Raw genomic sequence first — 24,077 nt, 5'->3', positions numbered from 1 at the left:
TCCTATGAAGAAAAAGTTGTTAGACCTGCTCCGGGACACTTTCCGTTCCTCCATGCTCCTGTCGAGCCTTGTCAGAATGTTGCAGGACGAAAAAATAGAAAAGCAGGACGCCTCTCAGCCACTAGAGCCATAACCCGCTGCTCCTGGCTTAGCATGCAACGCTGCCTGCCCCGCAGCTGTTACCTTTGGCTTGTCTAAATCAGGTCAAAGGCACGCGCATACTGTGTTAACTCAAAGGAAGAAGTTGTCCCCAGCTTCTTTTTAATGTTACGCCGGTGTGTTTCCACGGTATTGCTTGAAATAAAGAGCTCTTCTGCCGTTTCCATGGCGCTTTTACCCAAGCAAAGTAGCCGTAAGACCTCCTGCTCCCTTTCTGAGAGCTTACTGAAGTCGTGGTAGTGTTTCCGCAGGAAGTTGTTCTCATCCAGCAGCCTGGAGACTTTACAGGTGACGTGGTGCAAAGGATCGATCGGGAAAGCCATGGTAATGGTCAACAGGGGAATATCGTTGTCATCCCACATCAGGACTTTTATGGTACTTAAATGCCAGGCCCAGGGATCGTTTTCGGACCGCCGCACCTGCTGGAAAAAAGAAACGATAGCATTCGTATCCTTCCCCTCAAGCAGGCTTATAATTTTGGGCAGGTAGTCCTTGGTATCCTCGGGGTTAAAGAACCGCTGATGGTACTTCACGCCTAACTTTCTTATTTCCGCGAGACTTAACCCCAGTTCCCGCTCTCCTCTTTTAGAAATGTACTCCACCTCAAGCTGACGGTTATGAATAATGATCACTCCGGGCAAGTCATCCGCAACAGCCGCAATCTCTGCGATCTTTAGCTGCTTTCTTTGCTCCAGTTCCTGTTGTGCGCTGCCAGTTAAGCTTTTTGAGTTCATAGGGAGGGACTAAAGGGCTAAACATAGTATTATAAATATATTCGTTTAAGGCAAGTGAAGCAAGCGGTCGAGGGGGCTTGTCTCTTTTACAAGCAGAAGAGTTATCCCGACAAAAGGGGTGTGCAGTCCTATTCCTCCTCGGGGGGTGGCACAAATAATTCACAATAAACCAAAGGCTTTTAAGTTATGTTAGGAGTTTGCCTGCAAGGAAAAGCTTTGTTTCCTTGCACCGGGAAGTGTTTAAAATAGTTTTGTTACCTTTATTACCTATTACCATTTTTATTACTTGCGCATGAAAGCATTCTTTTATCCACTGCTGCTGGCAGGAGCCCTTTCAGTTACATCTGTCTCTGCCCAGCAAAAAGCAAGCGAGGCCACTCCGGCGCCAGCTCCTCTCACCAGGCAGTTTAACGGCCTGAAGAACAATGCAAATTCTTACAGGGAGAATAACCAGGAGTATAAGGTCGTGAATGTTAAGTCACTGGATGCCTTCTGGAAAAGCGTACAGGCAACAATTGTGGCAACAGAACAAGGGCTGATCAATGGACGCGAAACAGCTGAAAAGAACCTGGAGGAGGCACAAGCGACGATCGCGGCACAGCAGGAACAGATCACCTCCTTAAAACAGGAAAATGCTCAAAAGGAGGAGGAAGTGCAAAAGAGCATGCACGATGTGAACAGCCTTTCTGTCCTGGGCCTGGATATGCAAAAGCAGGTGTACGTGCTTTTAACAGCCGGGATTATACTTGCCCTGCTCATAGCGCTGGCCGTGATCCTGCTGCAGTATAAGAGCAGCAGGACAATAGCCTTGAAAAAGCAAAACGACTATAATGCGATTGACCAGGAGCTGAACGAGTATAAGAAAAGTGCCCGTGAAAGAGAACTCAAAATAAAGCGGGAACTGCAAACGGAACTGAACCGCATTGAAGAACTAAACCAGGAAATAGCCCGCCTTAAAAAGCAACCGCAGCTTTAGGTTTCACTTCGAAGCGACATTTCAGTTCACTCCGTCCCTGTAGAGGTAAAATAAAATAGGAAAGCCCACTTGTGTAGATCCAAGTGGGCTTTCCTGTTTTATCTGCATAGTGGCTCTTAGCTGCCGTGCTCGGTCTTCAGCTTTTCTTTAAAAACCTTCCGGAACTTTTCTAGTTTTGGGCGTATCAAGAAGGCACAGTAGGGTTGCTCCCCGTTGTTGGCATAATAGTTCTGGTGATAGTCCTCTGCCGGGTAAAAGTTTGTAAAAGCCTCTATCGCTGTCACAATTGGGTCGTTAAACGCTCCGGAGGCATCCAGTTCCTGCTTGTACTTCTCGGCCAGTTCTTTTTGCGTGTTGTCGTGATAAAAGATAACAGAGCGGTATTGCGGCCCTACGTCATTGCCCTGCCGGTTCAGTGTGGTAGGGTCATGCGTTTTCCAGAACACCTCCAGCAACTCCTCGTAACTTATTTTTTGCGGATCATAGGTAATCTGTAGTACTTCTGCATGCCCTGTGGTACCGGTACCTACCTGCCGGTAGGTAGGCTTGTCTACGTGCCCGCCAGCGTACCCCGACACGACCTTGTCTACTCCCTCTAACTCCTTAAAAACTGCTTCTGTGCACCAGAAGCACCCATTCCCGAATGTTGCTGTTTCCATATTCTTTCTGTTTCTTTAAAAGCATTTGGCCTTCGTTTACTTAGCCTTTTCGCTTTGTGCTCAACCCAATAACACGTCTTTCCCGTATTTGTTTTTGTGGGTGTTAAACCTACATCACCTTACGGGGAGAACAGGAGCTAGTTTGGCTTGGGGACTAAGGTAACCCTTCTGCTCACTTCTCTTTCAAATAACAGCTTTAAGCAGCTGTCTTACAATATATTAAGATATTATTTTATTTATTTTCAATATAAAAGAAACAAACTTACCCTAATTCACGTCATCAGCACTATAACAACTAATTATTATGAACAGCGGGACAGTAAAATTCTTTAATGACGAAAAAGGTTATGGTTTCATCAAGGACGACAACACCGGTCAGGAGTACTTTGTACATGCCTCCGGCTTGATTGATGAAATTAGAGAAAATGACAAAGTAACTTTTGAACTGCAAGAAGGAAGAAAGGGACTGAATGCCGTTAATGTAAAACGGACCTAAATAAATCGTTTCATGCTCAAACACAGAAGGGCTCTACCTCTAAAAAGTAGGGCCCTTCTGTGTTTTAATGTACTTCCGGGCACACGCCTCTTCCCTCGTCCTCTCCTTTTTCTGATGGACCTGGATCAGTGTGTCTCAGCCACTTACCTTATATGCAACCCTTGGTAGCAGTTATGTTCCCAATGTTGGTCTAATAGATTTTGAAAGTTTGGGATAAAGCCGTCCCTTACAGGAGATAAGCAATTTACCAGCTGCAAAAGTAAAACGATGCTCTCAAACAAGGGCTTACTCACACGCCTGCCCCGGCTCCTCCTGAGTTATGTCTTCTTTTCAGCCAGTATCTGCAAACTAACCTACGGGAATTTTAGGCAGTTGACAGGCCATTCTAACTGGAGGAAGAACTATCGGAAGACCTCTCCTGCTCACGCTACCCTTTCTAACTATGGTGATCGTTACCTTAGGCAAGCTGTTGCCCTTTGCAGAGCAAGTAATGCTGATCTCCTTAACTGTAGAAGTTCTTCTCTTGCTTTACAGGCTATACAAGGGTATCAGAAACCTAGAGGCGAAGTTTGTCGCCACAACATCTTAAACAAGCGAAGTTTACTCCCCTGTTTTCTTAAATCAATACTTCATGTAAAAGCCTGAAAGAAACCGCAGCCTGTAGGGCTTGCCTGCTCCCGCCCCTAAGCCCCTCCTTACGATCTTGTTGCCCGGCTATTATCAGTGACCTTGCCGCTACTACCTCTTGGCACAAATATCCCCAAAATTACCGCCTTTATATGTAACTTAATTTATATTTTATTGTATAAATAATCAAATAAATATATTAATAATAAATATATAAATATTATGAAGGTAGGATATTTACACCTCGTCGGACTGCTGCTGTTATCCGGCTCTGCGCTTGCCCAGCACACTACATCTGGTAATAACGTGTCTCGTGTAGAACAAGATGGGGAAAGAAACAGCGCCTCTGTATCACAGGCACAGGAAAGCCAGTTTCCGACAGAAAGGAACAGTGCTTCCATACAGCAGATAGGAAGACACAACGCTGCCACCCAGATACAGGATTACTGGGCTACGCAAAACACAGCACAGATTACCCAGACAGGTGACTTTAACGTGGCGGAGCAGCGCCAGACAACGAGAGCGGAGAACAACACAGCCTCCATTTCACAGATAGGGCGCGCGAACGCGGCTGTACAGTGGCAGGCCCACAACGTAAGCGATAATACCACCAGCATTGAACAGGCTGGCTCTCATAATGAAGCACATCAGAGACAAAACGAAGTAAGCCGAAGCACCGCCGCTATCACACAATATGGTGCCAACAACTTCTCTAAGCAAAGCCAGTCAAACCTAGGTATAGACAACGAAGCCTACATCATGCAGGACGGTACCGATAACGTAGCTGAGCAGACACAGTACCGATCTGGTAACTACGCTTCTATTATACAATTGGGTAGCTTAAACGTGGCCAGGCAGGAACAGTACCAGGTAACTAACTACGCGAACATCCTACAAATCGGCTTCGGTAATATTCACACACAAGACCAGAACAGCCGAAGCAAAGATAACAGGGCAACAGCAGTGGCAGAGGGTAATCTGAATTATGGCTTCCAATCGCAGGTAAGCACAGGAAACGAATCCGAAATGTACCAGTACGGAGACGGAAACTACGCTACCTCCGTTCAAAGCGGCCATGCCTGGTGGCTTGACGGTTACCACCGTAACAGCACCATCCAAATCGGTGATAGCAACATAGCAGAGACAACACAGATTGGCAACAGTGGTGTTGGCCATGTTAGTACCATCATGCAGCAGGGTAACATGAATGTAACGACAGTTAACCAGTCCGAATAATAGAGCTGGTAGCCATACACAGGAAAACAGGAAGCAAGGGAAAGGGACTTTAGCTAAAGTCCCTTTCCCTTGCTTCCTGTTTTTTTACCGCTTCTTTACTTAAAAGCTGTAGATACAGTATAAGTGAGTAGCAAGAACCAAGTACCAAAACGAATGATCCCACGCGAAGTAACAGACGAGGCAGGCACGACATGGAAATGCGTACAGGCCTACGCAGGAGGACTCACTGACGAAGAAACCAAAATGGCAGCAACTAAACTGGCAGAAAGAACAGACGGCACAGTACCAGTTGTGTGTACCCCTACCGGCGGCGAACAGAGTGTGCGCCTGAAGCTACCGAAGGACTGGAGGGCACAGCTTCCGGATGAGGAACTAGTGTCAAGGATCAGTGCGGCCCAAAGCAATAACGGTGCTGAAACTTGATACCATAACGGGGAGTTGTCTCTTGGTTGCTAGTATTGAAATCGGTAACATTGCGCCGCGAAACTCACCCCATGCTTATGTTCCGTTTGCTTTCCAGACTTTTGTTTTTTGTGCTGCTGTTAGGAGTAACACAGGCTTTTGGCCAGCAAAAGAAAGCTGCTTTTAAGGTAGTGCCGCTTGGCATAAGAGGCGGTCTAGATGAAAGCAACTTATCGGGTTATCTGGTGGCGCCTACTGGCAGCGACAATTATGTAAGCCTGGATGCAGGCACCCTGCACTATGGTCTCCGGAAAGCAGTGGAGAACAGGGTGTTTGAGGCAGCGCCGGGCGAAGTGCTGCGAAACAACGTAAAAGGTTACCTGATCTCGCACCCGCACTTAGACCACCTGGCGGGTCTGATCATTAATTCCCCAGATGACACCCCCAAGAGCATTTACGGGCTGCCCTTTATGATACAGGTCCTCAAAGACAAGTACTTTACCTGGCAGAGCTGGGCTAACTTTGCCAATGAGGGCGACAAACCCACTCTGAACAAGTACCAATACACCTACCTGAAAGAAAACGAAGCGACACCGCTGGCGAACACAGAGCTACAGGTACGGGCTTTCCCCCTGAGTCACTCATCTCCTGATCAGAGCGCAGCCTTTTTACTACAGCACAACCAAGATTACTTGCTGTACCTGGGTGACACGGGCGCAGACGCTATAGAGGGGTCTGATAAACTGCAACAGCTTTGGCAAGAGGTTGCTCCGCTGGTTAAAAACGGCGAGCTAAAGGCTATTTTCATCGAGGTTTCCTTCCCGAACGAGCAGCCGGAGAAGCAGTTATTTGGGCACCTGACACCACGCCTTCTGATGAGCGAATTGGAAAAACTGAGTAAGCTGACCGGCACAACTGCTTTGCGCAAAGTCCCAGTGGTGGTTACGCACATGAAGCCTTCCGGTGATAACGTGCAAAAGATCATGGCACAGCTAAAAGAGGGAAATAGACTCCGCCTGAATTTGGTATACCCCGAGCAGGGCCGTATGCTGACATTCTAGCCTTCTGGTGGGGTAAAACAGCTTTTTAAGTCCTTAAGGCTTCCAAAAGTATAAGCAACCTATTACACGGTTGCACTAAAATTTATCAACTTCGGTGAAGGGGGCGCGTAGTACACAAACATACTGCAACGCTACCTGTTTAATTTGTAGCATACTATATCACCATCCTTACCTGCACGCGCCCTTCTACGGTAAGGCAACGAAGAAATATTATTGTACTGAAAGTTGCCTGGGCACTTTCGGATGCATCAGGACACCGATGCATTTGCTTACCCTTCGCACAACTTTTTATTCGCGTTAGCTTTAAACCCAAATTATAATCTATGAAAAACAAACTAACCCAAAACACGCAAGGCTTGCCTTGCTCCAAAACGTGCATCAGTAAAGCTGGAAGAGGAGCTTATCTTTTCGGGCTGCTCTGTATGGTCACTTTCCTGCTTGGTTGTAGTAATATTCAGGGTGTCGGAGACGAGCAGAGCACCACGGACCCTATACTTATGGGGAACGATGGCACAACCCAAATTGTGGAAGTACCCACCGACGCCGCCAAGATAGAGCCCAATGGGCCGAACCCGAGCTGGGCACCCAGCATCGACCCTCAAATGCTGGCCGTGATAGAGCAGTTCCAAAGCTATGGCATCGTTCCTTATCCTAAACTGGCAGCCGACCAGGCACGGGAGGAACCTACCTTTTATGATGCCTTGGCTGATTTGCTGCGCGAATATAACATTAGCCCAAAACCAGCCAGCGTGAAGGTTAACCACAGGGTAATACCTAATGAGACGAACCAGAACCTGCTTGTGCGCATCTATACACCCAAGACCGGCACGGGTCCTTTCCCGGTAATTGTCTACTACCACGGCGGCGGCTGGGTAATTGCCAACCTGGACACTTATGAGCCTTCGGCCAGCGCACTGGCCGATAAAGCCGGGGCCATCGTGATGTCGGTAGCGTACCGCCAGGCGCCTGAGCACCAGTACCCCGCTGCACACGAAGATGCCTTTGCCGCCTACCAGTGGGCCCGTGACTCTGCATCAGTGATTAACGGTAATCCAGAGATGGTTGTAACAGCCGGGGAAAGCGCCGGCGGTAATATGGCAGTAGCCGTTGCTCTGATGGCCAAAGAGCGTAACGTAAAAATGCCCGAACACATTCTGTCGGTTTACCCGATTGCCGATGGCGACGTGGATTCCCCCACTTATCAGGAGTATGTGAACGCCTTTTTCCTGAACAAGACACTGATGAAGTGGTTCTTCAGCCTGTATGCGCCCGGTTGGGAAACGCAGACGCATCCACTCATCGAGCTGGTCAATGCCGACTTGAATGGTTTGCCGCCAACGACTATCATCAATGCCGAGATAGACCCACTCCGTTACGAGGGGCAGCTACTGGCCGAGCGCCTGCAGGCGGCGGGCGTACCGGTGGAACGCAAGGTGTACGAGGGGGTAACGCACGAGTTCTTCGGCATGAACGCATTACTCGAGGAAGCCGTAGCCGCCCAGGATTATGCCGCCTCACGGTTAAAAAACGTTTTTAAACAGTAGCTAGCCTGTGGTATAGCCAAAGACTCAACTGCCGCTAAAAAAACGAAAGCTGCTTTACCGTACGGTAAAGCAGCTTTCGTTTTTCTATATCCTTTTTGTATTACCTTTCGTTTTGCCTTCTGGCGCGCTCTTCCAGTGCTTTTAATTCATGTTCGGCTGCTTTTAGCCTGTTCTTAGCTGCCTTTTCCCGTTGCTTCGCTTCCTCTGCATAGCGCTCTGCCTCTTTTAATTCTCGCTCCAGCGCCTCTACTTCTCTTTGCTGCGCGGCTATGGCGGGGTCTTTCGAGTACCCGCTGTCGCCAGAAAAAACAGAACAACTGATCATAACAGGGACAAGAACTGTCATGATAACATACGTCAGGGATTTATATGTAAAAGTCTTCATACATGCATCTGTTTGGTTATCTATTATTATTACGGTACTGCAACAATGCAGTTCAGCGGAGGCATCTGCAGTACTATACGCTTCAGTCAAAAGCCAAGACAATCGGGCAGCGCAGCCCTTCTCGCACCCGCCGCCTCGCTTACTTATAAGCCATCGTTTAGGCTACTATTGCTCTTGGGACAGGCCAGACACCCCTATTTAAGTGAGGCTCCGATGGCTCCTAGCCATGCAGGAGGTACTGCCCCTAGCAGATAGCACCTCCAATTAAACTAAGAATAATATAACCGCATATGTTTTGTACCTTATACCTGCCAGTAAACCAGCTATTTTACGTATGAGGAAACAAGCATCAACAAAACAAGCGTAGAGACATGCCATTTATTAAAACAGATGACGTTCAGAAAGTAGAACACGTGCACCTGCACTACCAGGACTGCGGGAGAGGACAACCAGTTATCCTCATCCACGGATGGCCGCTGAGCCACCGTATGTGGGAACACCAGGTACAGGCCATCGTGGACGCAGGTTTCCGTTGTATTTCCTACGACCGGCGCGGCTTTGGGGACTCCGACAGGCCCTGGAATAACTACGACTACAACTCACTGGCCCTGGACCTACGGCATCTGATCCAGCACCTGAACCTATGGGACTGCGTGCTGGTTGGTTTTTCGATGGGCGGTGGAGAAGTGGTTCGCTACCTCTCCATGTTCGGCAACGACCGCATCAACAAGGCTGTACTCATCAGTTCCATCATCCCGATGGTGAAAAAGACAGACGACAACCCGAAGGGAGTACCGGAGGAAAAGCTGAACAGCATCATGGATGCTCTGGAGAACAAGCGTGTTACATTTCTAGCCGAGTTCGGCAAGCTGTTCTACAACTACGAGGATAACAGGGAGAAGGTAAGTGAAGAGCAGCTGCGCTACGACTGGACCATTGCCTCTTTTGCCTCACCAAGGGGCACCATCGAAACAGCCAGGGCCTGGGCCAACACCGACTTCCGCTCTGAGCTTCGGAACGTGTCGGTGCCCACGCTCATCATACACGGAGACGCCGACCAGATCGTCCCCATCGAAACCAGCAGCGAGCAGTCATCTAAAGAGATCCGCAATAACAAGTACATCGTGATCAAGGACGGGCCGCATGGCCTGTTTGTGACGCATCAAGAAGAGCTTAACCAGCATTTGCTCAGTTTCCTACGGCAGTGAGTCAGGCTCTCCTACCTTCTTTGCCCTAAAGTTGTGCTATACAAGCAGAGTGTAACTTCAGGGCCTTTTTCTTAATCAGTAAACTCTTGGCCTTATCCTGCTTTCGCCAGCTTAGGTACATGAAAAGAGTAGATGCCATAAAAGCCAGCACCATGCCACATGATCAACAGCTACGGGATCAACTTATAAAACTTATGCGCAGCGGGCAAGCCTTCCGGACGCGGGAGGAGTTACTGCAGGGCATAAGCTTGCAGGATGCAGGCCGAAAGATAGACAAGTTACCCTATACCCTCTGGCAACTGCTGGAACACCTGCGCTTTGCCCAACACGACATACTGGAATTCAGCCGCAATCCGAACTACCAGGAACCAAAGTGGCCCGATGACTACTGGCCCCAGGATACTGCCCCTACCAGCCCAACCGACCTGGATCATACCCTGCAGGCAATAGCCAATGACCAGGAGGAGATGGTGAAGCTGGTAAAGGACCCGAGCAACGACCTCTTTGCCCCCATCCCACACGGGCAAGGTCAGACACTGCTACGAGAGGCCTTGCTTGTGGCCGAGCATAACGCCTATCATCTGGGCCAAATCGTGGTGCTGAGAAGGTTGTTGGGAGAGTGGGAGTAAGAGCCGTACCATATAGGACGAGTTCCTGTCATTTTAGCCCGTCTCTTAATGGGCTGACCTAGTAGCCGGGCTCCCTCCGGGTGGAATGCCCTCATACATCTGTCTGCCAGGTTCCCGACTGTCAGGTTGGGCTGTTTACCATGAGTTTAAGACCCTTTAGAGCCACAACCAGCTATATCCTTAACTTTTAACACTTTACAGAAACTTTCGGTAACCCAGGCATGTTACTAAGTTGGCTAAAAGTTGAAAAGTTAGATAACGATCATAAAACTAAACTTTTCAAAATACCAGAAAGGGCTCCTTTGGCGAGGGCCCTTTCTGTGTTTATGGCCCACCCCTCTCTGATGGGAGTTAGAACAAGGCCCTTCTGTTTCGTTTCTCTTATTTTGCAATCTGCGTGCAGCTAAAGTAAGTTTTTCCGTAGCATCTTTCCTGCCCTAGCCTGTCCTAGTCGGAGAGCAGCCAAATCAAGGCATCCTCCTCCGAGACAAAATCCCGGGTCTCACAAGGCATTGGCGTTTGGGAGGCTTTTTCATATATGTTCTCGATGGCCCGTTGTCTAAAGATGTCCTGTGCCAGAAGATTCGCAACCCGCCGGAGCCGGCTGTGTTGCAGCAGCTCTGCCGTATGCTTTGCAATCCAGACCTGGTCCTGCATGGTAGGGGCACACATGCAGGTAAAATCAGCGAGGATCAGTTCTATGTTTTGTTCCAGAATGAAATTGGAGGCGTACAGCATGGCCTCCCGTAACTGCGGGCTGGGTATATCCCCTCGCCACTCATTCCAGATAAGCTTTTCCTTAGCACTGTAGCGCAGTGTCAGATAGTCGGTCTCAAAGACCTTTATGAACTCCAGGCTGTTTAGTAACATGGCGCAGCTGTATAAGTATCAAACGTTTTACTCCTATTCTGTACGAAACCTATAGCACAGGGGCATAAACAACTGAATTACTGCGTAGAACTAACGCTCTTTTATCTATAGGCAAGGTATGTTTTAGTGTATGACAGGTGTTATACAAGCAGCCAGAAGCTGCCCTCCCCACCAATGAAGCAACGGGAGAACCGCGGAAATTCACATCGCCATACGATGTCATGAACTACCTAGGTAGCCTGGGCTGGGAGTTTGCAGCTTTCACAAAGCCTCAACAGTAATATTTCCTGGGAGAATTTCCTGATGAAAAAGAAAGTAAGAAGAGATTACGTATTCGCAGGACCAAAGCTGCTACTGCCCTCAACCCCTATAACATTATCCTGATGAGGCAATAAGTATCTACTGTCTCCTCAGTAGCAGCTGCTCCACCTGTTTGGTCCTGCTGTGGTGGCTTGGCAATAATGGTTACCTTTGTAACCGGGCTTGCAGGCAATAGCTGTCGGCTACCCGCTTAAATTTGTAGCCATGACACAAACCGCGCTTCTCCTCTTACTCGGCATTTTCTTCTGCACCACCCTTTCTGCCCAAAACCAGGCCCCGAAACTGATTACCTGGCAGGACATTGCGTCTACGCCAGTACCAGCTCCGGATTTCACCATTTCCTATGGGCTGGATTCCCTGCAGTTTGGAGAGCTTCGGCTACCGAAGGGCAAAGGTCCTTTCCCTGTCGTGGTAGTGGTGCATGGGGGCTGCTGGCTTTCTGAATACGACCTGCACTACATGGCCCATGTAAGCGAAGCGCTGACAAAAGCTGGTTACGCCACCTGGATGCCAGAGTTCCGCCGGGTAGGCAATGAAGGGGGCGGCTGGCCCGGCACCTTCCTGGATGTAGCCAAGGCCACCGACTTCCTGCGAGAGTTGGCTAAAAAGTACCCCTTAGATATCAAGCAGGTAGTTACGCTAGGGCACTCAGCCGGTGGCCACCTAGCCCTATGGCTAGCCGCGCGTCCTAATCTGCCCCGTACCTCGGAGCTTTATACCTCCCGCCCACTTAAACTCAAGGGTGTGGTAGCGCTGGCCGGCATCACAGACCTAACCACTTACAGCGTGGAGGAAGGCAGCTGCAATGCTGCCGTGGCGCAACTGCTGGAAGGGTTGCCTGCTACGCAGCCTGGCCGCTATGCCCAGACTTCCCCGCTTCAGCTCCTGCCCCTGCGCCTGCCACAGTACCTGGTGCAAGGTGCCCTCGACCCAATCGTTCCTGTTTCCCAGGCCCAGCACTACGCCGAGCAGGCCCAAGCCAAAGGCGACAAGGCACAAGTCCTGCTCCTCCCCAACGCGGCCCACTTCGACCTGGTAGCCCCCTGGTCCCCGGTATGGCCCAGCATCGAGCAAGCCGTTGAGTCGCTGATAGGAGGAAAGGCAAGTAAGCAGTAGGGCTCCGAGTGTTACAGACCAACCGCCCCTACCTCTCCTTGCCTGAAGAGAAGGCATTTACGCGTAGAATAAAAGCATAAGTATTTTACACCTTCCTAGGCCAAGACAGTCTCTTCGCCTGGTGCCCTCAATCAGGAGTGGTAGGGGCTATTGGGTTCTGGATTGCAGGCCCTCGGCTTACCTCCCGTCGCTTAGCAAGTTCATTGACTTAACCAGATTAATGAACTCGATGCGGTAGCCTTCTTTGTCCTGCCCCCGGGCACCTTCGGCTAACTCCAGCACCGTCGGGTAGGTGGCGGTGCCTTTATGCTCAGAATCGCGGAGCAACATGCCGCAGGCGGCTACTGCTGCCGAGAACCGAAAGTCATCGGAGGTTTCATCAGTTGGTACTGCTTTGGCTGTCACAACATTTTCAAGCAGCCTGCTCTTGTTGCCGTTCGGGTCTTTGTAGCGCAGTTTCAGCGTCAGGATCTCATCTGAGGAGCTGGCAGCAGAACTTATTATTGTCTGCTGGTACTTCAGGTCGTCTACCTTTCCGGTATAGCTTTTTGCCGTTCTCTCATTGGCCGGGATGATCTCGTAGAGAGCGGTAACTGTGTGGCCGGAACCCAAGTCGCCCGCGTCTTTTTTATCGTCGTTGAAGTCCTTGTCCTCCAGGATGCGGTTCTCATAGCCAATCAGGCGGTAAGCTTTTACCTTACCCGGGTTAAACTCCAGTTGCAGCTTTACGTCTTTAGCAATGGTGAACAAGGTGCCGCCGAACTCGTTTACAAAGACCTTTTTCGCTTCCAGTATGTTATCCACATAGGCATAGTTGCCATTGCCCTTGTCGGCCAACTGCTCCATGCGCGAGTCTTTCAGGTTGCCGGTACCAAAACCCAGCACCGTCAGGTTCACCCCTGTCTCCCGCTTCTCCTCGATCAGGCGCTGTAACTCACTGTCGCTGCTCACCCCTACATTAAAGTCGCCGTCTGTTGCCAGTATGACACGGTTATTGCCCCCTTCTATAAAGTTGTCCTGCGCTACCTGGTAAGCCAGCTTAATGCCTGCCCCTCCCGCTGTGGAGCCACCTGCCTCCAGGTTATTGATGGCCTGCATGATCTTGTCTTTCTGGTTGCCAGCAGTGGAAGGCAGCACGAGTCCTACAGAGCCGGCATATACCACCAGGGCAACTTTGTCCTGGGCGCGGAGCTGGTCTACCAATAACTTGAAACCTGCCTTTACAAGCGGCAGCTTGTCCTCAGACAGCATCGAGCCCGACACATCGATCAGGAACACCAGATTGGAGGCGGGCAGGTTACCCGTCGGCACTTCCCTGCCCTGCAGGCCAATGTGCAAAAGCTGGCTCTCCTTGTTCCAGGGGCAGCCTGATAACTCCGTGGTAATCGAAAAGGGGACTTCACCGGTAGGCTGTGGGTAATCGTAGCTGAAATAGTTGATCATCTCCTCTATGCGCACAGCGTCTTTCGGAGGCCTCTGCCCATTGTTCAGAAAGCGGCGCACGTTGCTGTAAGCGGCATTGTCCACATCAATCGAAAAGGTGGAGAGGGGTGTCTTCCGGGCATCCTGAAAGGTGTTTTCCTTGATGTAAGCATAGTTCTCGGTGTTATGCGCCGTTGGCTTTGCGTCGAAGTACAAGCTGGGAGCTCCCTGGGCCTGTACGCCTGCCACTTTGCCACCTAGAGCAGAAACCCCTCTTATCCGAACGCGTTGTAAACCATAGCCTGTCACTACTACTTCTTCCAGGGCCTGGGTGTCCTGCCTTAACTGCACATCTACCACCTGCTGCTGTTTTACTTTCACTTCCTGTGATTTATATCCGATAAAGGCGAAAACAAGGATGACATTCTCATCCGGTACTGCAAGGCTGTACTTGCCGTGCTGGCTGGTGGTCGTACCCAGCCGGGTCCCTTTCACATGAACAGTTACCCCCGGGATGGGCTGGCCGTCCTGTGCATCTCTTACAGTACCCGTAATGGTTCTTTCCTGTGCCTGCGCGCGCAGCCCTACCATCAGGAGGGCGAACAGCAGCATGTAAACGTACTTCTTCATGCCTTTTTATGCTTTGGTTTCTTACAGGATGCAGCCCCCTCCCCTTTTCCATAAATATTTTTAATATTTTTTCTCCTGCTTTTTGCTTTTATTGAAGCCAGGTTGGTTAAAAGAGCCAACAGCATCAACTCAGCCCTTTATCCCCTAAACAGGGAGTCCCTTTAGCAGCCGCTCCCTTAAAGGGAGGAAAGGGACAGACAGTTTAAAAACCGCCACATAAACTTCAAGGCCACCGCGTTAAATCTATGTTCCCCCTCTTTCTCAAGCTCTTTTCAAAAGGCAAGCCTCCTCCGGATGACCAGGAGCTGGTGCGCCTGTATAAGCAGACGGGAGAGATGCGGCATCTAGGCGAGCTCTTCCAGCGACACACCGACATGGTGTACCTGGTTTGCCGGAAGTATCTGAAAGACGAAGAGGAAAGCAAAGACGCCACCATGCAGGTTTTTGAGCAGCTCGCCGAGTCCCTCCATCGGCATGAGGTTACAAACTTTAAAAGCTGGCTGCACGTGCTTACCAAAAACCATTGCCTGATGCAGCTGCGGGCACAAAAGAAAGTCTCCGTTCTTCAACTGGACGACGTAGCGCACCACCTTATGGAAAACGGAGAGTCCCAGCATCCTATAACCGCAGAGGAAGCAGAAATAACGGCACAGGCTTTAGAGCAGGGAATAGAGGCGCTGGCCTCGGAACAGCGGGTTTGCCCGGAGTTGTTTTACCTGCAACAGAAAAGCTACAAGGAAATTACCGAACTGACCGGCTACGACCTGAAAAAGGTGAAGAGCTACATCCAGAACGGGAAACGAAACCTTAAAATTTACATGGAGAAACACCATGCCCCACGATAAACGACACATACACTGGCCCAAAGATGAGCACCCCTCGCTGGAACTGCTACGGCAGTACCAGCAGGAGGAGCTGTCTCCTGCCCAGGCTCACCAGGTAGAGAAGCACCTGCTAGACTGTGAGCTGTGCTCTGACGTGTTGGAAGGCATGGCGCTATCGGACCCAAGCCAAACGAAGGCGGCCGTACAGGATATTCAGACGCGTTTGGCTGTACAGCGGGAACAGGAAAAGCAGCAGACTCTACTACCCGTCTACCTCACCGACTGGCGTGTGGCTGCCTCACTGCTCCTGTTGGTGGGGACAGCTGTGCTGGTGCTGTATTATAATTACGTGCAGCTACAAGCAGGACAGCCAGAAATAGCCCGAGTGCAGGAAGCCGTAGGGCCTGCTGCGGAAGAAAAAGTAGCCTTACCAGCTGAGGAAGCTTCCGCTCCCCCAACCATCGCCCTTGGCCCTGATACAGTGCCTCCTGCTATTGTAGCTGCTCCTGCGAAGAAGAGGCCAAGCAACTTAGGACAGGATGAGCTGTTTGAAGAGGAAAAGGCCATAGAAGACCTGCAGATTCCCCTGGCCGACACGATAATTTCGGAAGAAAATGTTCCTATGATAGCCGCAGCTCCGGTAAAATCAACTGCAGCACCCTCGACAGTGACAGAGTCTGTGATGCAGGACTATGCCGTTACCCCTGCCCTTGTACCAGACTCGGGCAGTATCGCCAAGGCCCTGCAGGGCCAGGTAGCCGGGGTAAGCACTATCAGGATACGAGGTAGCAGCACCATCCCGGCTAAAAGCGCTGGAAGTAGTACCGCCAGAATGATTTCGGGCAGAGTACTATCCGAAGCAGGAGAACCTTTGCCGGGTGTGACAGTACAGCTAAAGGGGACCAAACTCGGCACGACCACCGACGCAGAGGGGAACTACACCCTCCCTGTTTTCGGAAAAGAAGCGGTACTGGTATTTAACTTCATCGGCTACAAAACAGAAGAACGCCTGTTAGCCCAAAACGCATCAGCCGTAGACGTGAACCTGAACCAGGACAGGCAGGCACTTAGCGAAGTGGTAGTGGTTGGCTATGGAGAATCAAAAGGTATAGGCACCGGTACACCTGCTTTTATCCCGGCCGAGCCCACCAGCGGAAGGCGTGCCTTCAGGAAATACCTGCAGGAGAACATGCGGGCAGTTCCTGAAAAGGGCCGCGTGACCCTTACGTTTACCGTAAGCCCCACAGGAACCTTAGAAGACTTTAAGGTAAAACGCTCGCTCTGCCCTGATTGCGATGCGGAGGCACTCCGGTTAGTACAAAACGGCCCTGCCTGGAAACCGGCCACCCGTGGCGGAACGCCGGTAGCCCAGGAGGTAAAGGTGAAAGTACGTTTTAAAAAGTAAGCGAATGGAAGGATGGTAAAAGACCTGCAAGCACTGTGGACCCGCCTGGCCTCCTGCTATACCGGCCAGGAAGAACGGGTACTGCAGTTCTGGAAGGAGATTGAGAGGGCTTATACAGCTAACAACAGGCATTACCACAATCTGCAGCATGTGAGCAAGCTCCTACACCTTGCTTCGCAATACGACAGCCACCTAGCACAACCTGATTTAGTGCGCTTTGCCATCTTTTATCATGACTTGGTTTACGAGCCCACCCGCTCCGATAACGAAGAAAAAAGCGCAGAAAAGGCGGTGAAACGCCTACAGGAGCTCGGCCTGAATTCAGAAGCAAGCAGCTTGGTACAGGAGATGATCCTAGCCACCAAAGGGCATACGGCTCAGCCCGACACAGACATAAACTACCTCCTGGACTTCGACCTCTCTATCCTGGGCACTAGCCGGGTGGAATACCAGCTTTACACGCAACAGATACGGAAAGAGTACAGCCATTACCCGGATGTTTTGTACAAACAGGGCAGAAAGCAGGTGCTCGGGCGTTTCTTAGCGCAACCAAGTATTTATAAAACCGAGCCGCTACAGGATAAGTTGGAGGCCCAGGCACAGGAGAACCTGCAATGGGAGTTAAAGACCTTAGCCTAGTCCCCATGCCTGGTTGGAAGTTCTCCTTTCTGAGATTTGATCCAGGCACAGGAGTTGGCTCGTTTCGACACAAGAAAGTGCCCTGGTGCTGTTACAACCTCCCCAACAGTCCGACGACAAAAAAGCAGCCCTTCCTTCTGCAGAAGCTGCTCCAGAAACCAAACAGTGCAATTATCGTTGCTTAATAGCATAGCCTGAAGAGGATATGTGTGTTGGGGAAGGGCTATCTGAACTAAATACAACAACCTATGAAAAAATATTGGTTTACCTGCTTTGCAGCCAGCGTAATAATGCTTTTTAACTCCTGTGCCCGAAACCCTGTAACCGGTAAGCGTGACTTTGTGCTCCTGTCAGAAGAACAGGAGATTGCCATGGGGCGGGAGTATGACCCGCAAGTGGTGCAACAGTTCGGCGTTTACGAAGATGAACAGTTACAGCGCTTCTTCTCAGAGATGGGTGAAAGAATGGTGGCTATCTCCCATCGCACGAACCTTGATTATACCTTTCGCCTGCTCGACTCTCCTGTGATCAATGCCTTTGCCGTGCCTGGTGGCTACGTCTACTTCACACGGGGTATTATGGCCTACTTTAACAACGAGGCAGAATTTGCCGGGGTACTGGGTCATGAGATCGGGCATATTGCAGCACGCCACTCGGCGAAGAGTTACAGTAAATCCATGCTGGCACAGGTAGGGCTCGTAATGGGCATGGTGGTATCGCCGGAGTTTGCCCAGTTTGCCGATGCCGCACAGCAGGGCGTTGGCTTACTTTTCCTTAAGTTCGGACGGGAAGACGAGCGGGAGTCAGACAGGCTGGGCGTGGAGTACTCCACGAAGATCGGGTACGATGCGCAGGAAATGGCCGAGTTTTTCCTGACCTTGCAGCGGACTCAGGCGGAAAGCAGTGCTGAGCCGGTACCTACCTTCCTCTCTACCCATCCCTCCCCGGAAGACCGCCTGGTGCGGGTAACCGCCCTGGCCGAGGAGTGGAAACAGAAACTGAGCCTGGTAGAGCCGGAGGTAGGTCGGAACTCTTACTTGCGGATGATCGACGGGATGATTTTCGGGAACGACCCGCGGCAAGGCTTTGTCGAAAACAGCACCTTCTACCATCCGGTACTGGAGTTTCAGTTCCCCATCCCTACCGGCTGGGCTCACCAAAATACCCCACAGGCGGTTACCATGGCTCCCAAGGATGGTGGTGCTATGATGACCTTTACCCTGGTGCCTGCCGAAACCCTGCAGGGAGCAGCCGAACAGGTACTGCAAAAATACCAACTACAGCCCGTGGAATCGCGGAATGTAACGGTAAACGGTTTACCGGCCCTTGCGATTGTGGCACAGCAGCAGCAACAACAGCAGCAAACGACTATCCAGACGCTCATTTACCTGATCGAGTACAAGGGCAGGTACTATAACATGATGGGCATTACCAGTGCACAGGCCTTTAACCGATACTACCAGCTGTTCGCTGATGTGGCAACCAGTTTCAGGCCCCTCACCGACCCTGCCCTGCTTAACCGTCAGCCAGAGCGCATACAGGTAGAACCCGTACGGCAGACCGGAACCCTGGCACAGGCATTCCGCGCTTATAACGTACAGCCCGACCGTTTTGAAGAGCTGGCGGTTCTCAACGGCATGAACCTGGAGGACAGAGTAGAGCAAGGACTGTTGATTAAGTTGATCAGTGATTAAAGGAAATGCAGCAGCTTGTCTAAGCCGGCGTAATGGAGTGCTTATCCTACAGAATCGCTTAAGTCCTTTTTTACGGCTTGAGTCTTTGCACTCCATGTTTGGGGAGAGCCCTTCTTGAGCACGGGCCCGTTTTCCCAATCAGCAAACGGTCCTTCCCTGTTATCACTAGCTACCCTGTCATCTCGAACTTTGTGAGAGATCTAAATAGGATTCCAAAAAAGCTCTCTCCTTGAGGTCTAAATGGCAGGGTAGCAAAAGTTTTACCCTTCTTCTACTGTTGTGTTATTAGGAAGGCCCCTCTCCTAGAGAGAAAAAAAGGCCCGGCTACGAGTAGACAAACCTGCCAAGAGCCTGAACAAACAAGGCCTGCTCTGTTTCAAGAGCAGGCCTTGCGTTTTCAACTTTTAGCTTAGGCTTAGCCTTGCTTCACCAACTGTATCTCAGCATGTAACTTAATGTCGTCGCTTACGACCACGTTACCGGCCTCGGTAGCGGCGCTCCAGGTAAGGCCGAAGTCTTTGCGGTTGATCTTGCCATCCACAGTGAAACCAGCTTTTGTCTGACCGTATGGGTCTACCACAATACCGCCGAACTCAACGTTTACCGTCACAGGCTTGGTAGTACCACGGATGGTCAGGTCGCCGTGCAGTTTGGCCTCCTCGTCGCTGACTTTCTCATACTTATTCGCTACAAAGCGCACTTGTTTGTGGTTCTCTGCATCAAAAAAGTCAGGAGACTTCAGGTGTGTGTCACGCTGCTCGTTGTTGGTGCTAATAGAATCCACATCAGCCGTGAAAACTATGTTCGAAGCTTTAGAAAAGTCTTCTCCCTCTGTTTCGGCCTCTACATTAAAAGAGCTGAAATAACCGGTAACGGTAGTGATCATCAGGTGCTTCACCTTAAACTGTACTTCGCTGTGCGTTGGGTCTACTACCCATTTCGTGTTTGCCATCTTATTCGCTTTATGTGTTTTAAATAATGTTTTTTCGGAGGTCAGGGGCTTTCGCTGACACGCCACCATCCAATGTCAGTACATATTATGTATATACATACAAATAAGCAAGAAGTTTCAGTAAATAGTGCGCCCACCTGTCATGTCCGCTACTACTAACAACAGAAAGCCAAAGGATGTAAGCCCAGGCTAAAAGCATAGAATAGGCCCGGTGGAATAGTCCTGAATTCTTAGTGAGAAAAAAGCAAAAGCCCCTGTGCTTTGCTAGGCACAGGGGCTTTTGACTTTCCTGATTTCTGGTACTGCTAATAGCTCAGGGTAAACTTGTCTCTTTCGTTCTTTACGACAATACTCTTCACATCATAACCCTCCACCGGGTTAGAAACCCCTTGTGGATCGAAACGGGAGATTGGATCGATAAAAGAGGCAAAGTCTTTATTCAGGTTTGCCCTTTTACCGTTGATTCTTACCCGGGAGACATCATCAAAGCCATGGAGTACTATCTTCAGGTTATTGAAGTTCGACTTAAACTCTCCCTCTACTTCGCCAAACGTGATGTTCTTGCGCCTCGCATCGTAGCTGATCAGGCGCTTGTAGTACTGTCCGTCCAGGTAGTCGTAAGTAATGCCATCGTCCTCATAATACACGTAAGAGTTATTCACGTCTCCTTTATAAATGTGCACCGTCAGGGTATCTGTTGGTGACTCGGCCGTAGACTGAATCAGCGACTGCATCGGGATAATGCTGCTTTCCTTCACGTAAAGCGGCAGCCTGTGGTAAGCCAGCTCTATGATCTCTTCTTTCTCTCCCCGCTGTACCTCTCCTGTGTAGAAGTTGTACCACTTGCCTTTCGGGAAGTATACCTTACCAAAGTCTGTTGTGCTCACAAAGGGTGCAACCATGATCGCCTCCCCGAACAGGTACTGGTTCTCGTACTGCGGATCGTACACCTCTGCTTCGTGCGTGTAGTCGATGGCCAGGGTACGCATGATCGGATGCCCCGTCTGCGTTGCCTCGTAAAAAGTAGAATAAATGTACGGCAGCAACTTGTAGCGCAGGCTGATGAAGTTGCGGGCAATCTCTGTTACCTCCTCGCCATAGGCCCAGGGCTCCGAGGATTTCGTGTTAACGCCTGTGTGGTTACGGAAGTACGGGATAAAGGCCCCAAACTGAATCCAGCGGGAATACAGGCCGATAGAGGGGTTACCCGTAAAACCGCCTACATCCATCCCAGTAAACGGTACCCCACTTACCCCAAGGCTATTTAGTAACCGAACACCCAGCAGCATGTGGTCATCCTCTGAGCGGTTATCCCCCGTCCAGAGCGCCGTATAGCGCTGCAAACCGGCAAAACCGGCCCGTGTCAGGATAAAGGGGCGCTTGTTGTCCATAGCTGCGCGGGCCCCTTCGTAACTGGCGCGGGCCATTTGCATGCCATACACGTTGCGGCCCTCCAGGTGCGTGGTCAGGTGCCCGTCAAAATTAAACAGGATATTGTTCGGCATCTTCTGCCCCCAGGTAGCGATCTCGTTCATGTCGTTCCAGATACCGTCTACACCCGAGCCCGTAATTGCCTTCAACTCACTCTTCCACCAGTCACGTGCCTGCGGATCAGTAAAATCCGGGAAGTGCGTCCAGCCCGGCCATACCTGGCCGGTGTAATACTCGCCGTCCGGGTACTCCAGGAAGATGTCTGCGTCCTTGCCGCGCTCATAGGCCCCATACCCTGGCTCTACCTTAATGCCCGGGTCTACGATCACCGTAGTTTTGAAGCCCATGTCTTCCAATTTCCTGTTCATCTGCAACGGGTTGGGGAAACGCTCATTGTCCCAGGTAAACAGCTTGTAGGCGTCCATGTAGTGAATGTCGAGGGTGATACCATCCGCCGGAATCTTTTTCTCCCGCAGGGTCTGCGCAATGCGCATCACTTCTGTCTCGGGGTAGTAAGAGTAACGGTTCTGCTGGTAGCCTAAGCTCCAAAGCGGAGGCAAAGGCATGCGGCCAGTCAGGTAGGTGTAAGAAGTGATGATATCCTCTACATCGGTATGGTAGATGAAGAAGTAATCCATCTCGCCTCCCCTAGCGCCGAAGGACGAGAAGCGGTTGTTACTGGCGCCAAAGTTAAAATCGCTCTGGTAGCTGTTGTCCAGAAAAACGCCATAGTTCAGCCCGTCGTGGATACCAATATAGAACGGAATGGTAGAGTAGATCGGGTCCTGACCAATGGTATAGCCAAAGGCATCGGTATTGTAGTGGGTGTAACCCGTGCCGGCCCTGTCCAGGCCACCGGTTTTCTCCCCGAGCCCGATAAAACGCTCGCCCTCCTGCATCTCTTTGTAGGTGGTTACCTCCTCTTCGATCCAGGAAGTGGTAAGGCCTTCTTCATCCTTGTTGATGACCTTTCCGCCCGGGGTATAGAACCCCACCGAAAAGGGCTTCTTGCCAATGCGGGTAACGAGTGAGTCGGTACGAATAATGATTTCGTTCTCGTCCTGCGTAATCTTAGTCTTTGTCGGGACGGGCTCCCCTACCACGGCATAAGAGAAATCCTCGGCCAGAGGGGCTTTGTCCATGCGCACCCGCACGATGGATGGGCTGTAGACACCCAGCTGAATGTATGCGTTATCCGTTGTTATGTTGACCTCCTGCTCATCGATGTCGACCTTGTTGACGTTGCCTACCATCTTGATCGGGTTATTTGTTTGCCCAAAAGCGGTAAAGCCAAACACCGACAACAACAGCAGTGTTGCTAAGGGTTTAAGTGAAACTTTCATTATATAAGATTTAGTCAAAAGTACTTGTTGTATACAAAGCGAAAAAAGAGCTAACCCATTTGCCTGAATGGCGGGTTAGCTCTTTTAAAGAATATTAACTCAGATTGGTATTATTAAAAGCTAACACTTCTATGCCAATCATGTTACTCCTGTTCAATAAACAGGTAGCGACCGGTCAGGTCATTAAAGATGATACGATAGGTACCCGCCGGAACCACAATGTTCGGCCCATTCAGTACCCCTTCGCTGTAGATAGGGTCCTCGCTTACGACCGCGCCGGTTCCCCAGTTCACATCCCAGCCCTCTGCAATTCGGAACTTCAATTCTGTATCACTGGCAAACGTGTACTCCGTAGTCCAGTAATGCGGGTTAAACTCACTGTTCGTAAGTGGCACAACAGGGTCAGTCCACTCGTTAAAGGCACCAATGATACCGATGGACTCATACACTTCAGCACCGGAAGCATCAAAAGGCTCTATGGCAAAAATGTTGTCCCGCAAATCCAGCACAACAGTATAGTAACCGTCAGCCGGTACAGTAAAGGCTGCCGGGTCAGGATCTGTTTCGGTAGGTCTGGCGGCAACACCAGTGGCGGTACCGTCGCTACCCCACTGTGGTGCCCACTCGCCCCTGTTCTGCAGAAACTTAAGTGCGCCTTCTTGCAGGTACCCTGTGTAAATAAAGGTAAAAGGATCGGCTGTAGAGCGGAAAACAGGAGTCGCGTTAGCAGCATCCCAGTCAAACTCTGTGGCATCGCCTACCATGTACACGGTAGGGAAATTAGGTTTATCCAGCCAGGGAGTAGCCGTAATGTTCATCACGTTGGAGTAATACGGGTCCAGGTTATCACCCAGCACCGTCCTTAAGCGTACCACCACATCTCCTGCCTCACCGGGTGTGAGTTCCAGCTGGTTGAGCAAGGCATTCAATTGTGCTGCCGTGTACACTCTTTCTGTTGCGTTTCCTACGCGCACGACCTGCGGGCTTGCGAAGTTATCTTCTGCCGTGTCAAACTCCAGGAAATAGGTGGCAGCATTGCTGTGGCTTACCTCCGGGTCAGACCAGGTGACATCAAGCGGAGTCCAGGAAAAGGTAATAGCCTCCTCTTCGGCCTGGTCCTCCTGTAGTACGACAGTGGTTTCCGAAGCATTGAGTGTTGGCGCATCACCCGCTGTTACCGTCACAAACTCGTCCTCATCCTTCTCACAGGAAAAAAGCACCACAGAGAAGAGGCAAAGGATGGATAATTTATGTAGCCAAATTTTCATATAAGTAACTTTATTAGGTGTTAAATAAAGCAGCGATGAGAGGAAT

Annotated in this window: 22 protein-coding genes; 14 read left to right on the top strand and 8 right to left on the bottom strand. The window is 50.5% G+C overall.

Translation table 11 applies throughout. The features are described 5' to 3' along the window. The first annotated feature begins 4 nt into the window (after positions 1 to 4). A complete protein-coding gene (locus tag CHB92_RS26305; protein ID WP_258179087.1) occupies positions 5 to 133 on the top strand; it encodes a hypothetical protein in 129 nt (42 codons plus the stop codon). A 61-nt stretch (positions 134 to 194) separates the two neighbouring features. Here CHB92_RS26305 and CHB92_RS16830 read toward each other — a convergent pair whose 3' ends face one another. Continuing rightward, positions 195 to 893, bottom strand: a complete 699-nt coding sequence (locus CHB92_RS16830; protein WP_089320403.1) for a helix-turn-helix domain-containing protein — start codon at positions 891 to 893, stop codon at positions 195 to 197. A gap of 292 nt (positions 894 to 1,185) precedes the next feature. Here CHB92_RS16830 and CHB92_RS16825 point away from each other — a divergent pair, with 292 nt between their 5' ends. Next, the gene (locus tag CHB92_RS16825) at positions 1,186 to 1,869 is read left to right on the top strand and encodes a hypothetical protein (RefSeq protein ID WP_089320402.1); all 684 of its coding nucleotides are present in this window, start codon (positions 1,186 to 1,188) and stop codon (positions 1,867 to 1,869) included. 116 nt (positions 1,870 to 1,985) lie between these two features. Here the strand turns inward: CHB92_RS16825 and msrA are convergent, their stop codons facing one another. Next, positions 1,986 to 2,528, bottom strand: coding sequence for a peptide-methionine (S)-S-oxide reductase MsrA (gene msrA, locus CHB92_RS16820; RefSeq protein ID WP_089320401.1), 543 nt, complete (start codon positions 2,526 to 2,528; stop codon positions 1,986 to 1,988). A gap of 304 nt (positions 2,529 to 2,832) precedes the next feature. Here msrA and CHB92_RS16815 point away from each other — a divergent pair, with 304 nt between their 5' ends. The 5 genes from CHB92_RS16815 (at position 2,833) to CHB92_RS16795 (ending at position 7,894) form a co-directional block, all read left to right on the top strand. Then, on the top strand, positions 2,833 to 3,024 hold the full coding sequence (locus CHB92_RS16815; RefSeq protein ID WP_089320400.1) for a cold-shock protein: 192 nt from the start codon (positions 2,833 to 2,835) through the stop codon (positions 3,022 to 3,024). A gap of 849 nt (positions 3,025 to 3,873) precedes the next feature. Beyond that, a complete protein-coding gene (locus CHB92_RS16810) occupies positions 3,874 to 4,887 on the top strand; it encodes a hypothetical protein (RefSeq protein ID WP_089320399.1) in 1,014 nt (337 codons plus the stop codon). Positions 4,888 to 5,040: 153 nt separating this feature from the next. Further along, positions 5,041 to 5,310, top strand: a complete 270-nt coding sequence (locus CHB92_RS16805) for a hypothetical protein (protein WP_089320398.1) — start codon at positions 5,041 to 5,043, stop codon at positions 5,308 to 5,310. 77 nt (positions 5,311 to 5,387) lie between these two features. Next, complete coding sequence (locus CHB92_RS16800) at positions 5,388 to 6,350, top strand: MBL fold metallo-hydrolase (protein ID WP_089320445.1); 963 nt, start codon at positions 5,388 to 5,390, stop codon at positions 6,348 to 6,350. Positions 6,351 to 6,673: 323 nt separating this feature from the next. Next, on the top strand, positions 6,674 to 7,894 hold the full coding sequence (locus tag CHB92_RS16795; protein ID WP_089320397.1) for an alpha/beta hydrolase: 1,221 nt from the start codon (positions 6,674 to 6,676) through the stop codon (positions 7,892 to 7,894). 100 nt (positions 7,895 to 7,994) lie between these two features. On the opposite strand, the gene CHB92_RS16790 is transcribed toward CHB92_RS16795, so the two are convergent. Next, positions 7,995 to 8,279: a hypothetical protein gene (locus CHB92_RS16790; protein WP_089320396.1), complete on the bottom strand. Its 285-nt coding sequence runs from the start codon at positions 8,277 to 8,279 to the stop codon at positions 7,995 to 7,997. Positions 8,280 to 8,650: 371 nt separating this feature from the next. Here CHB92_RS16790 and CHB92_RS16785 point away from each other — a divergent pair, with 371 nt between their 5' ends. Continuing rightward, positions 8,651 to 9,487 (top strand): alpha/beta fold hydrolase, encoded by an 837-nt coding sequence (locus CHB92_RS16785; RefSeq protein WP_089320395.1) that lies wholly within the window; start codon positions 8,651 to 8,653, stop codon positions 9,485 to 9,487. Positions 9,488 to 9,606: 119 nt separating this feature from the next. After that, the gene (locus CHB92_RS16780) at positions 9,607 to 10,116 is read left to right on the top strand and encodes a DinB family protein (RefSeq protein ID WP_245842660.1); all 510 of its coding nucleotides are present in this window, start codon (positions 9,607 to 9,609) and stop codon (positions 10,114 to 10,116) included. 447 nt (positions 10,117 to 10,563) lie between these two features. Here CHB92_RS16780 and CHB92_RS16775 read toward each other — a convergent pair whose 3' ends face one another. Then, on the bottom strand, positions 10,564 to 10,986 hold the full coding sequence (locus CHB92_RS16775; RefSeq protein WP_089320394.1) for a hypothetical protein: 423 nt from the start codon (positions 10,984 to 10,986) through the stop codon (positions 10,564 to 10,566). Between the two features lie 525 nt (positions 10,987 to 11,511). Here CHB92_RS16775 and CHB92_RS16770 point away from each other — a divergent pair. Continuing rightward, a complete protein-coding gene (locus CHB92_RS16770; RefSeq protein WP_089320443.1) occupies positions 11,512 to 12,423 on the top strand; it encodes an alpha/beta hydrolase family protein in 912 nt (303 codons plus the stop codon). A gap of 177 nt (positions 12,424 to 12,600) precedes the next feature. Here the strand turns inward: CHB92_RS16770 and CHB92_RS16765 are convergent, their stop codons facing one another. After that, positions 12,601 to 14,475, bottom strand: coding sequence for a vWA domain-containing protein (locus tag CHB92_RS16765; RefSeq protein ID WP_089320393.1), 1,875 nt, complete (start codon positions 14,473 to 14,475; stop codon positions 12,601 to 12,603). A gap of 245 nt (positions 14,476 to 14,720) precedes the next feature. On the opposite strand from CHB92_RS16765, the gene CHB92_RS16760 reads away from it, so the two are divergent. The 4 genes from CHB92_RS16760 to CHB92_RS16745 all read left to right on the top strand — a co-directional run bounded on the left by CHB92_RS16760 (position 14,721) and on the right by CHB92_RS16745 (position 19,037). Beyond that, the gene (locus tag CHB92_RS16760; RefSeq protein ID WP_089320392.1) at positions 14,721 to 15,320 is read left to right on the top strand and encodes an RNA polymerase sigma factor; all 600 of its coding nucleotides are present in this window, start codon (positions 14,721 to 14,723) and stop codon (positions 15,318 to 15,320) included. After that, on the top strand, positions 15,307 to 16,704 hold the full coding sequence (locus CHB92_RS16755) for a TonB family protein (RefSeq protein ID WP_089320391.1): 1,398 nt from the start codon (positions 15,307 to 15,309) through the stop codon (positions 16,702 to 16,704). Before CHB92_RS16760 ends, CHB92_RS16755 begins: the two co-directional genes overlap by 14 nt. 12 nt (positions 16,705 to 16,716) lie before the next feature. Then, positions 16,717 to 17,343 carry an HD domain-containing protein gene (locus CHB92_RS16750; protein WP_089320390.1) on the top strand — a complete coding sequence of 209 codons (627 nt, stop codon included), beginning with the start codon at positions 16,717 to 16,719 and terminating at the stop codon, positions 17,341 to 17,343. 248 nt (positions 17,344 to 17,591) lie between these two features. Further along, a complete protein-coding gene (locus tag CHB92_RS16745) occupies positions 17,592 to 19,037 on the top strand; it encodes a M48 family metalloprotease (protein WP_089320389.1) in 1,446 nt (481 codons plus the stop codon). A gap of 415 nt (positions 19,038 to 19,452) precedes the next feature. Here CHB92_RS16745 and CHB92_RS16740 read toward each other — a convergent pair whose 3' ends face one another. The 3 genes from CHB92_RS16740 to CHB92_RS16730 all read right to left on the bottom strand — a co-directional run bounded on the left by CHB92_RS16740 (position 19,453) and on the right by CHB92_RS16730 (position 24,031). Further along, on the bottom strand, positions 19,453 to 19,989 hold the full coding sequence (locus CHB92_RS16740; RefSeq protein ID WP_089320388.1) for a YceI family protein: 537 nt from the start codon (positions 19,987 to 19,989) through the stop codon (positions 19,453 to 19,455). A gap of 305 nt (positions 19,990 to 20,294) precedes the next feature. After that, entirely contained in the window at positions 20,295 to 22,763 is a 2,469-nt protein-coding gene (locus CHB92_RS16735) for a glycoside hydrolase family 31 protein (protein WP_089320387.1), read from the bottom strand. A 143-nt stretch (positions 22,764 to 22,906) separates the two neighbouring features. After that, positions 22,907 to 24,031, bottom strand: coding sequence for a SusE domain-containing protein (locus CHB92_RS16730; protein ID WP_089320386.1), 1,125 nt, complete (start codon positions 24,029 to 24,031; stop codon positions 22,907 to 22,909). Between the last annotated feature and the right edge of the window lie 46 nt (positions 24,032 to 24,077).

The organism is Pontibacter ummariensis, from assembly GCF_900188175.1.
Classification (GTDB): Bacteria; Bacteroidota; Bacteroidia; order Cytophagales; family Hymenobacteraceae; genus Pontibacter; species Pontibacter ummariensis.
The sequence above is the reverse complement of the archived record's forward strand: the minus strand, read 5'-3'. Positions and strand labels throughout refer to the sequence as shown.

Bases quoted from the DNA above. Each gene is read 5' to 3' on its own strand.
- CHB92_RS16810 (WP_089320399.1), top strand. From the start codon at position 3,874: ATGAAGGTAGGATATTTACACCTCGTCGGACTGCTGCTGTTATCCGGC.
- CHB92_RS16755 (WP_089320391.1), top strand. From the start codon at position 15,307: ATGCCCCACGATAAACGACACATACACTGGCCCAAAGATGAGCACCCC.
- CHB92_RS16785 (WP_089320395.1), top strand. From the start codon at position 8,651: ATGCCATTTATTAAAACAGATGACGTTCAGAAAGTAGAACACGTGCAC.
- CHB92_RS16730 (WP_089320386.1), bottom strand. From the start codon at position 24,031: ATGAAAATTTGGCTACATAAATTATCCATCCTTTGCCTCTTCTCTGTG.
- CHB92_RS16740 (WP_089320388.1), bottom strand. From the start codon at position 19,989: ATGGCAAACACGAAATGGGTAGTAGACCCAACGCACAGCGAAGTACAG.
- CHB92_RS16765 (WP_089320393.1), bottom strand. From the start codon at position 14,475: ATGAAGAAGTACGTTTACATGCTGCTGTTCGCCCTCCTGATGGTAGGG.
- CHB92_RS16770 (WP_089320443.1), top strand. From the start codon at position 11,512: ATGACACAAACCGCGCTTCTCCTCTTACTCGGCATTTTCTTCTGCACC.
- CHB92_RS16805 (WP_089320398.1), top strand. From the start codon at position 5,041: ATGATCCCACGCGAAGTAACAGACGAGGCAGGCACGACATGGAAATGC.
- CHB92_RS26305 (WP_258179087.1), top strand. From the start codon at position 5: ATGAAGAAAAAGTTGTTAGACCTGCTCCGGGACACTTTCCGTTCCTCC.
- CHB92_RS16790 (WP_089320396.1), bottom strand. From the start codon at position 8,279: ATGAAGACTTTTACATATAAATCCCTGACGTATGTTATCATGACAGTT.
- CHB92_RS16795 (WP_089320397.1), top strand. From the start codon at position 6,674: ATGAAAAACAAACTAACCCAAAACACGCAAGGCTTGCCTTGCTCCAAA.
- CHB92_RS16760 (WP_089320392.1), top strand. From the start codon at position 14,721: ATGTTCCCCCTCTTTCTCAAGCTCTTTTCAAAAGGCAAGCCTCCTCCG.
- CHB92_RS16830 (WP_089320403.1), bottom strand. From the start codon at position 893: ATGAACTCAAAAAGCTTAACTGGCAGCGCACAACAGGAACTGGAGCAA.
- CHB92_RS16800 (WP_089320445.1), top strand. From the start codon at position 5,388: ATGTTCCGTTTGCTTTCCAGACTTTTGTTTTTTGTGCTGCTGTTAGGA.
- CHB92_RS16775 (WP_089320394.1), bottom strand. From the start codon at position 10,986: ATGTTACTAAACAGCCTGGAGTTCATAAAGGTCTTTGAGACCGACTAT.
- CHB92_RS16750 (WP_089320390.1), top strand. From the start codon at position 16,717: ATGGTAAAAGACCTGCAAGCACTGTGGACCCGCCTGGCCTCCTGCTAT.
- CHB92_RS16825 (WP_089320402.1), top strand. From the start codon at position 1,186: ATGAAAGCATTCTTTTATCCACTGCTGCTGGCAGGAGCCCTTTCAGTT.
- CHB92_RS16745 (WP_089320389.1), top strand. From the start codon at position 17,592: ATGAAAAAATATTGGTTTACCTGCTTTGCAGCCAGCGTAATAATGCTT.
- msrA (WP_089320401.1), bottom strand. From the start codon at position 2,528: ATGGAAACAGCAACATTCGGGAATGGGTGCTTCTGGTGCACAGAAGCA.
- CHB92_RS16780 (WP_245842660.1), top strand. From the start codon at position 9,607: ATGAAAAGAGTAGATGCCATAAAAGCCAGCACCATGCCACATGATCAA.
- CHB92_RS16815 (WP_089320400.1), top strand. From the start codon at position 2,833: ATGAACAGCGGGACAGTAAAATTCTTTAATGACGAAAAAGGTTATGGT.
- CHB92_RS16735 (WP_089320387.1), bottom strand. From the start codon at position 22,763: ATGAAAGTTTCACTTAAACCCTTAGCAACACTGCTGTTGTTGTCGGTG.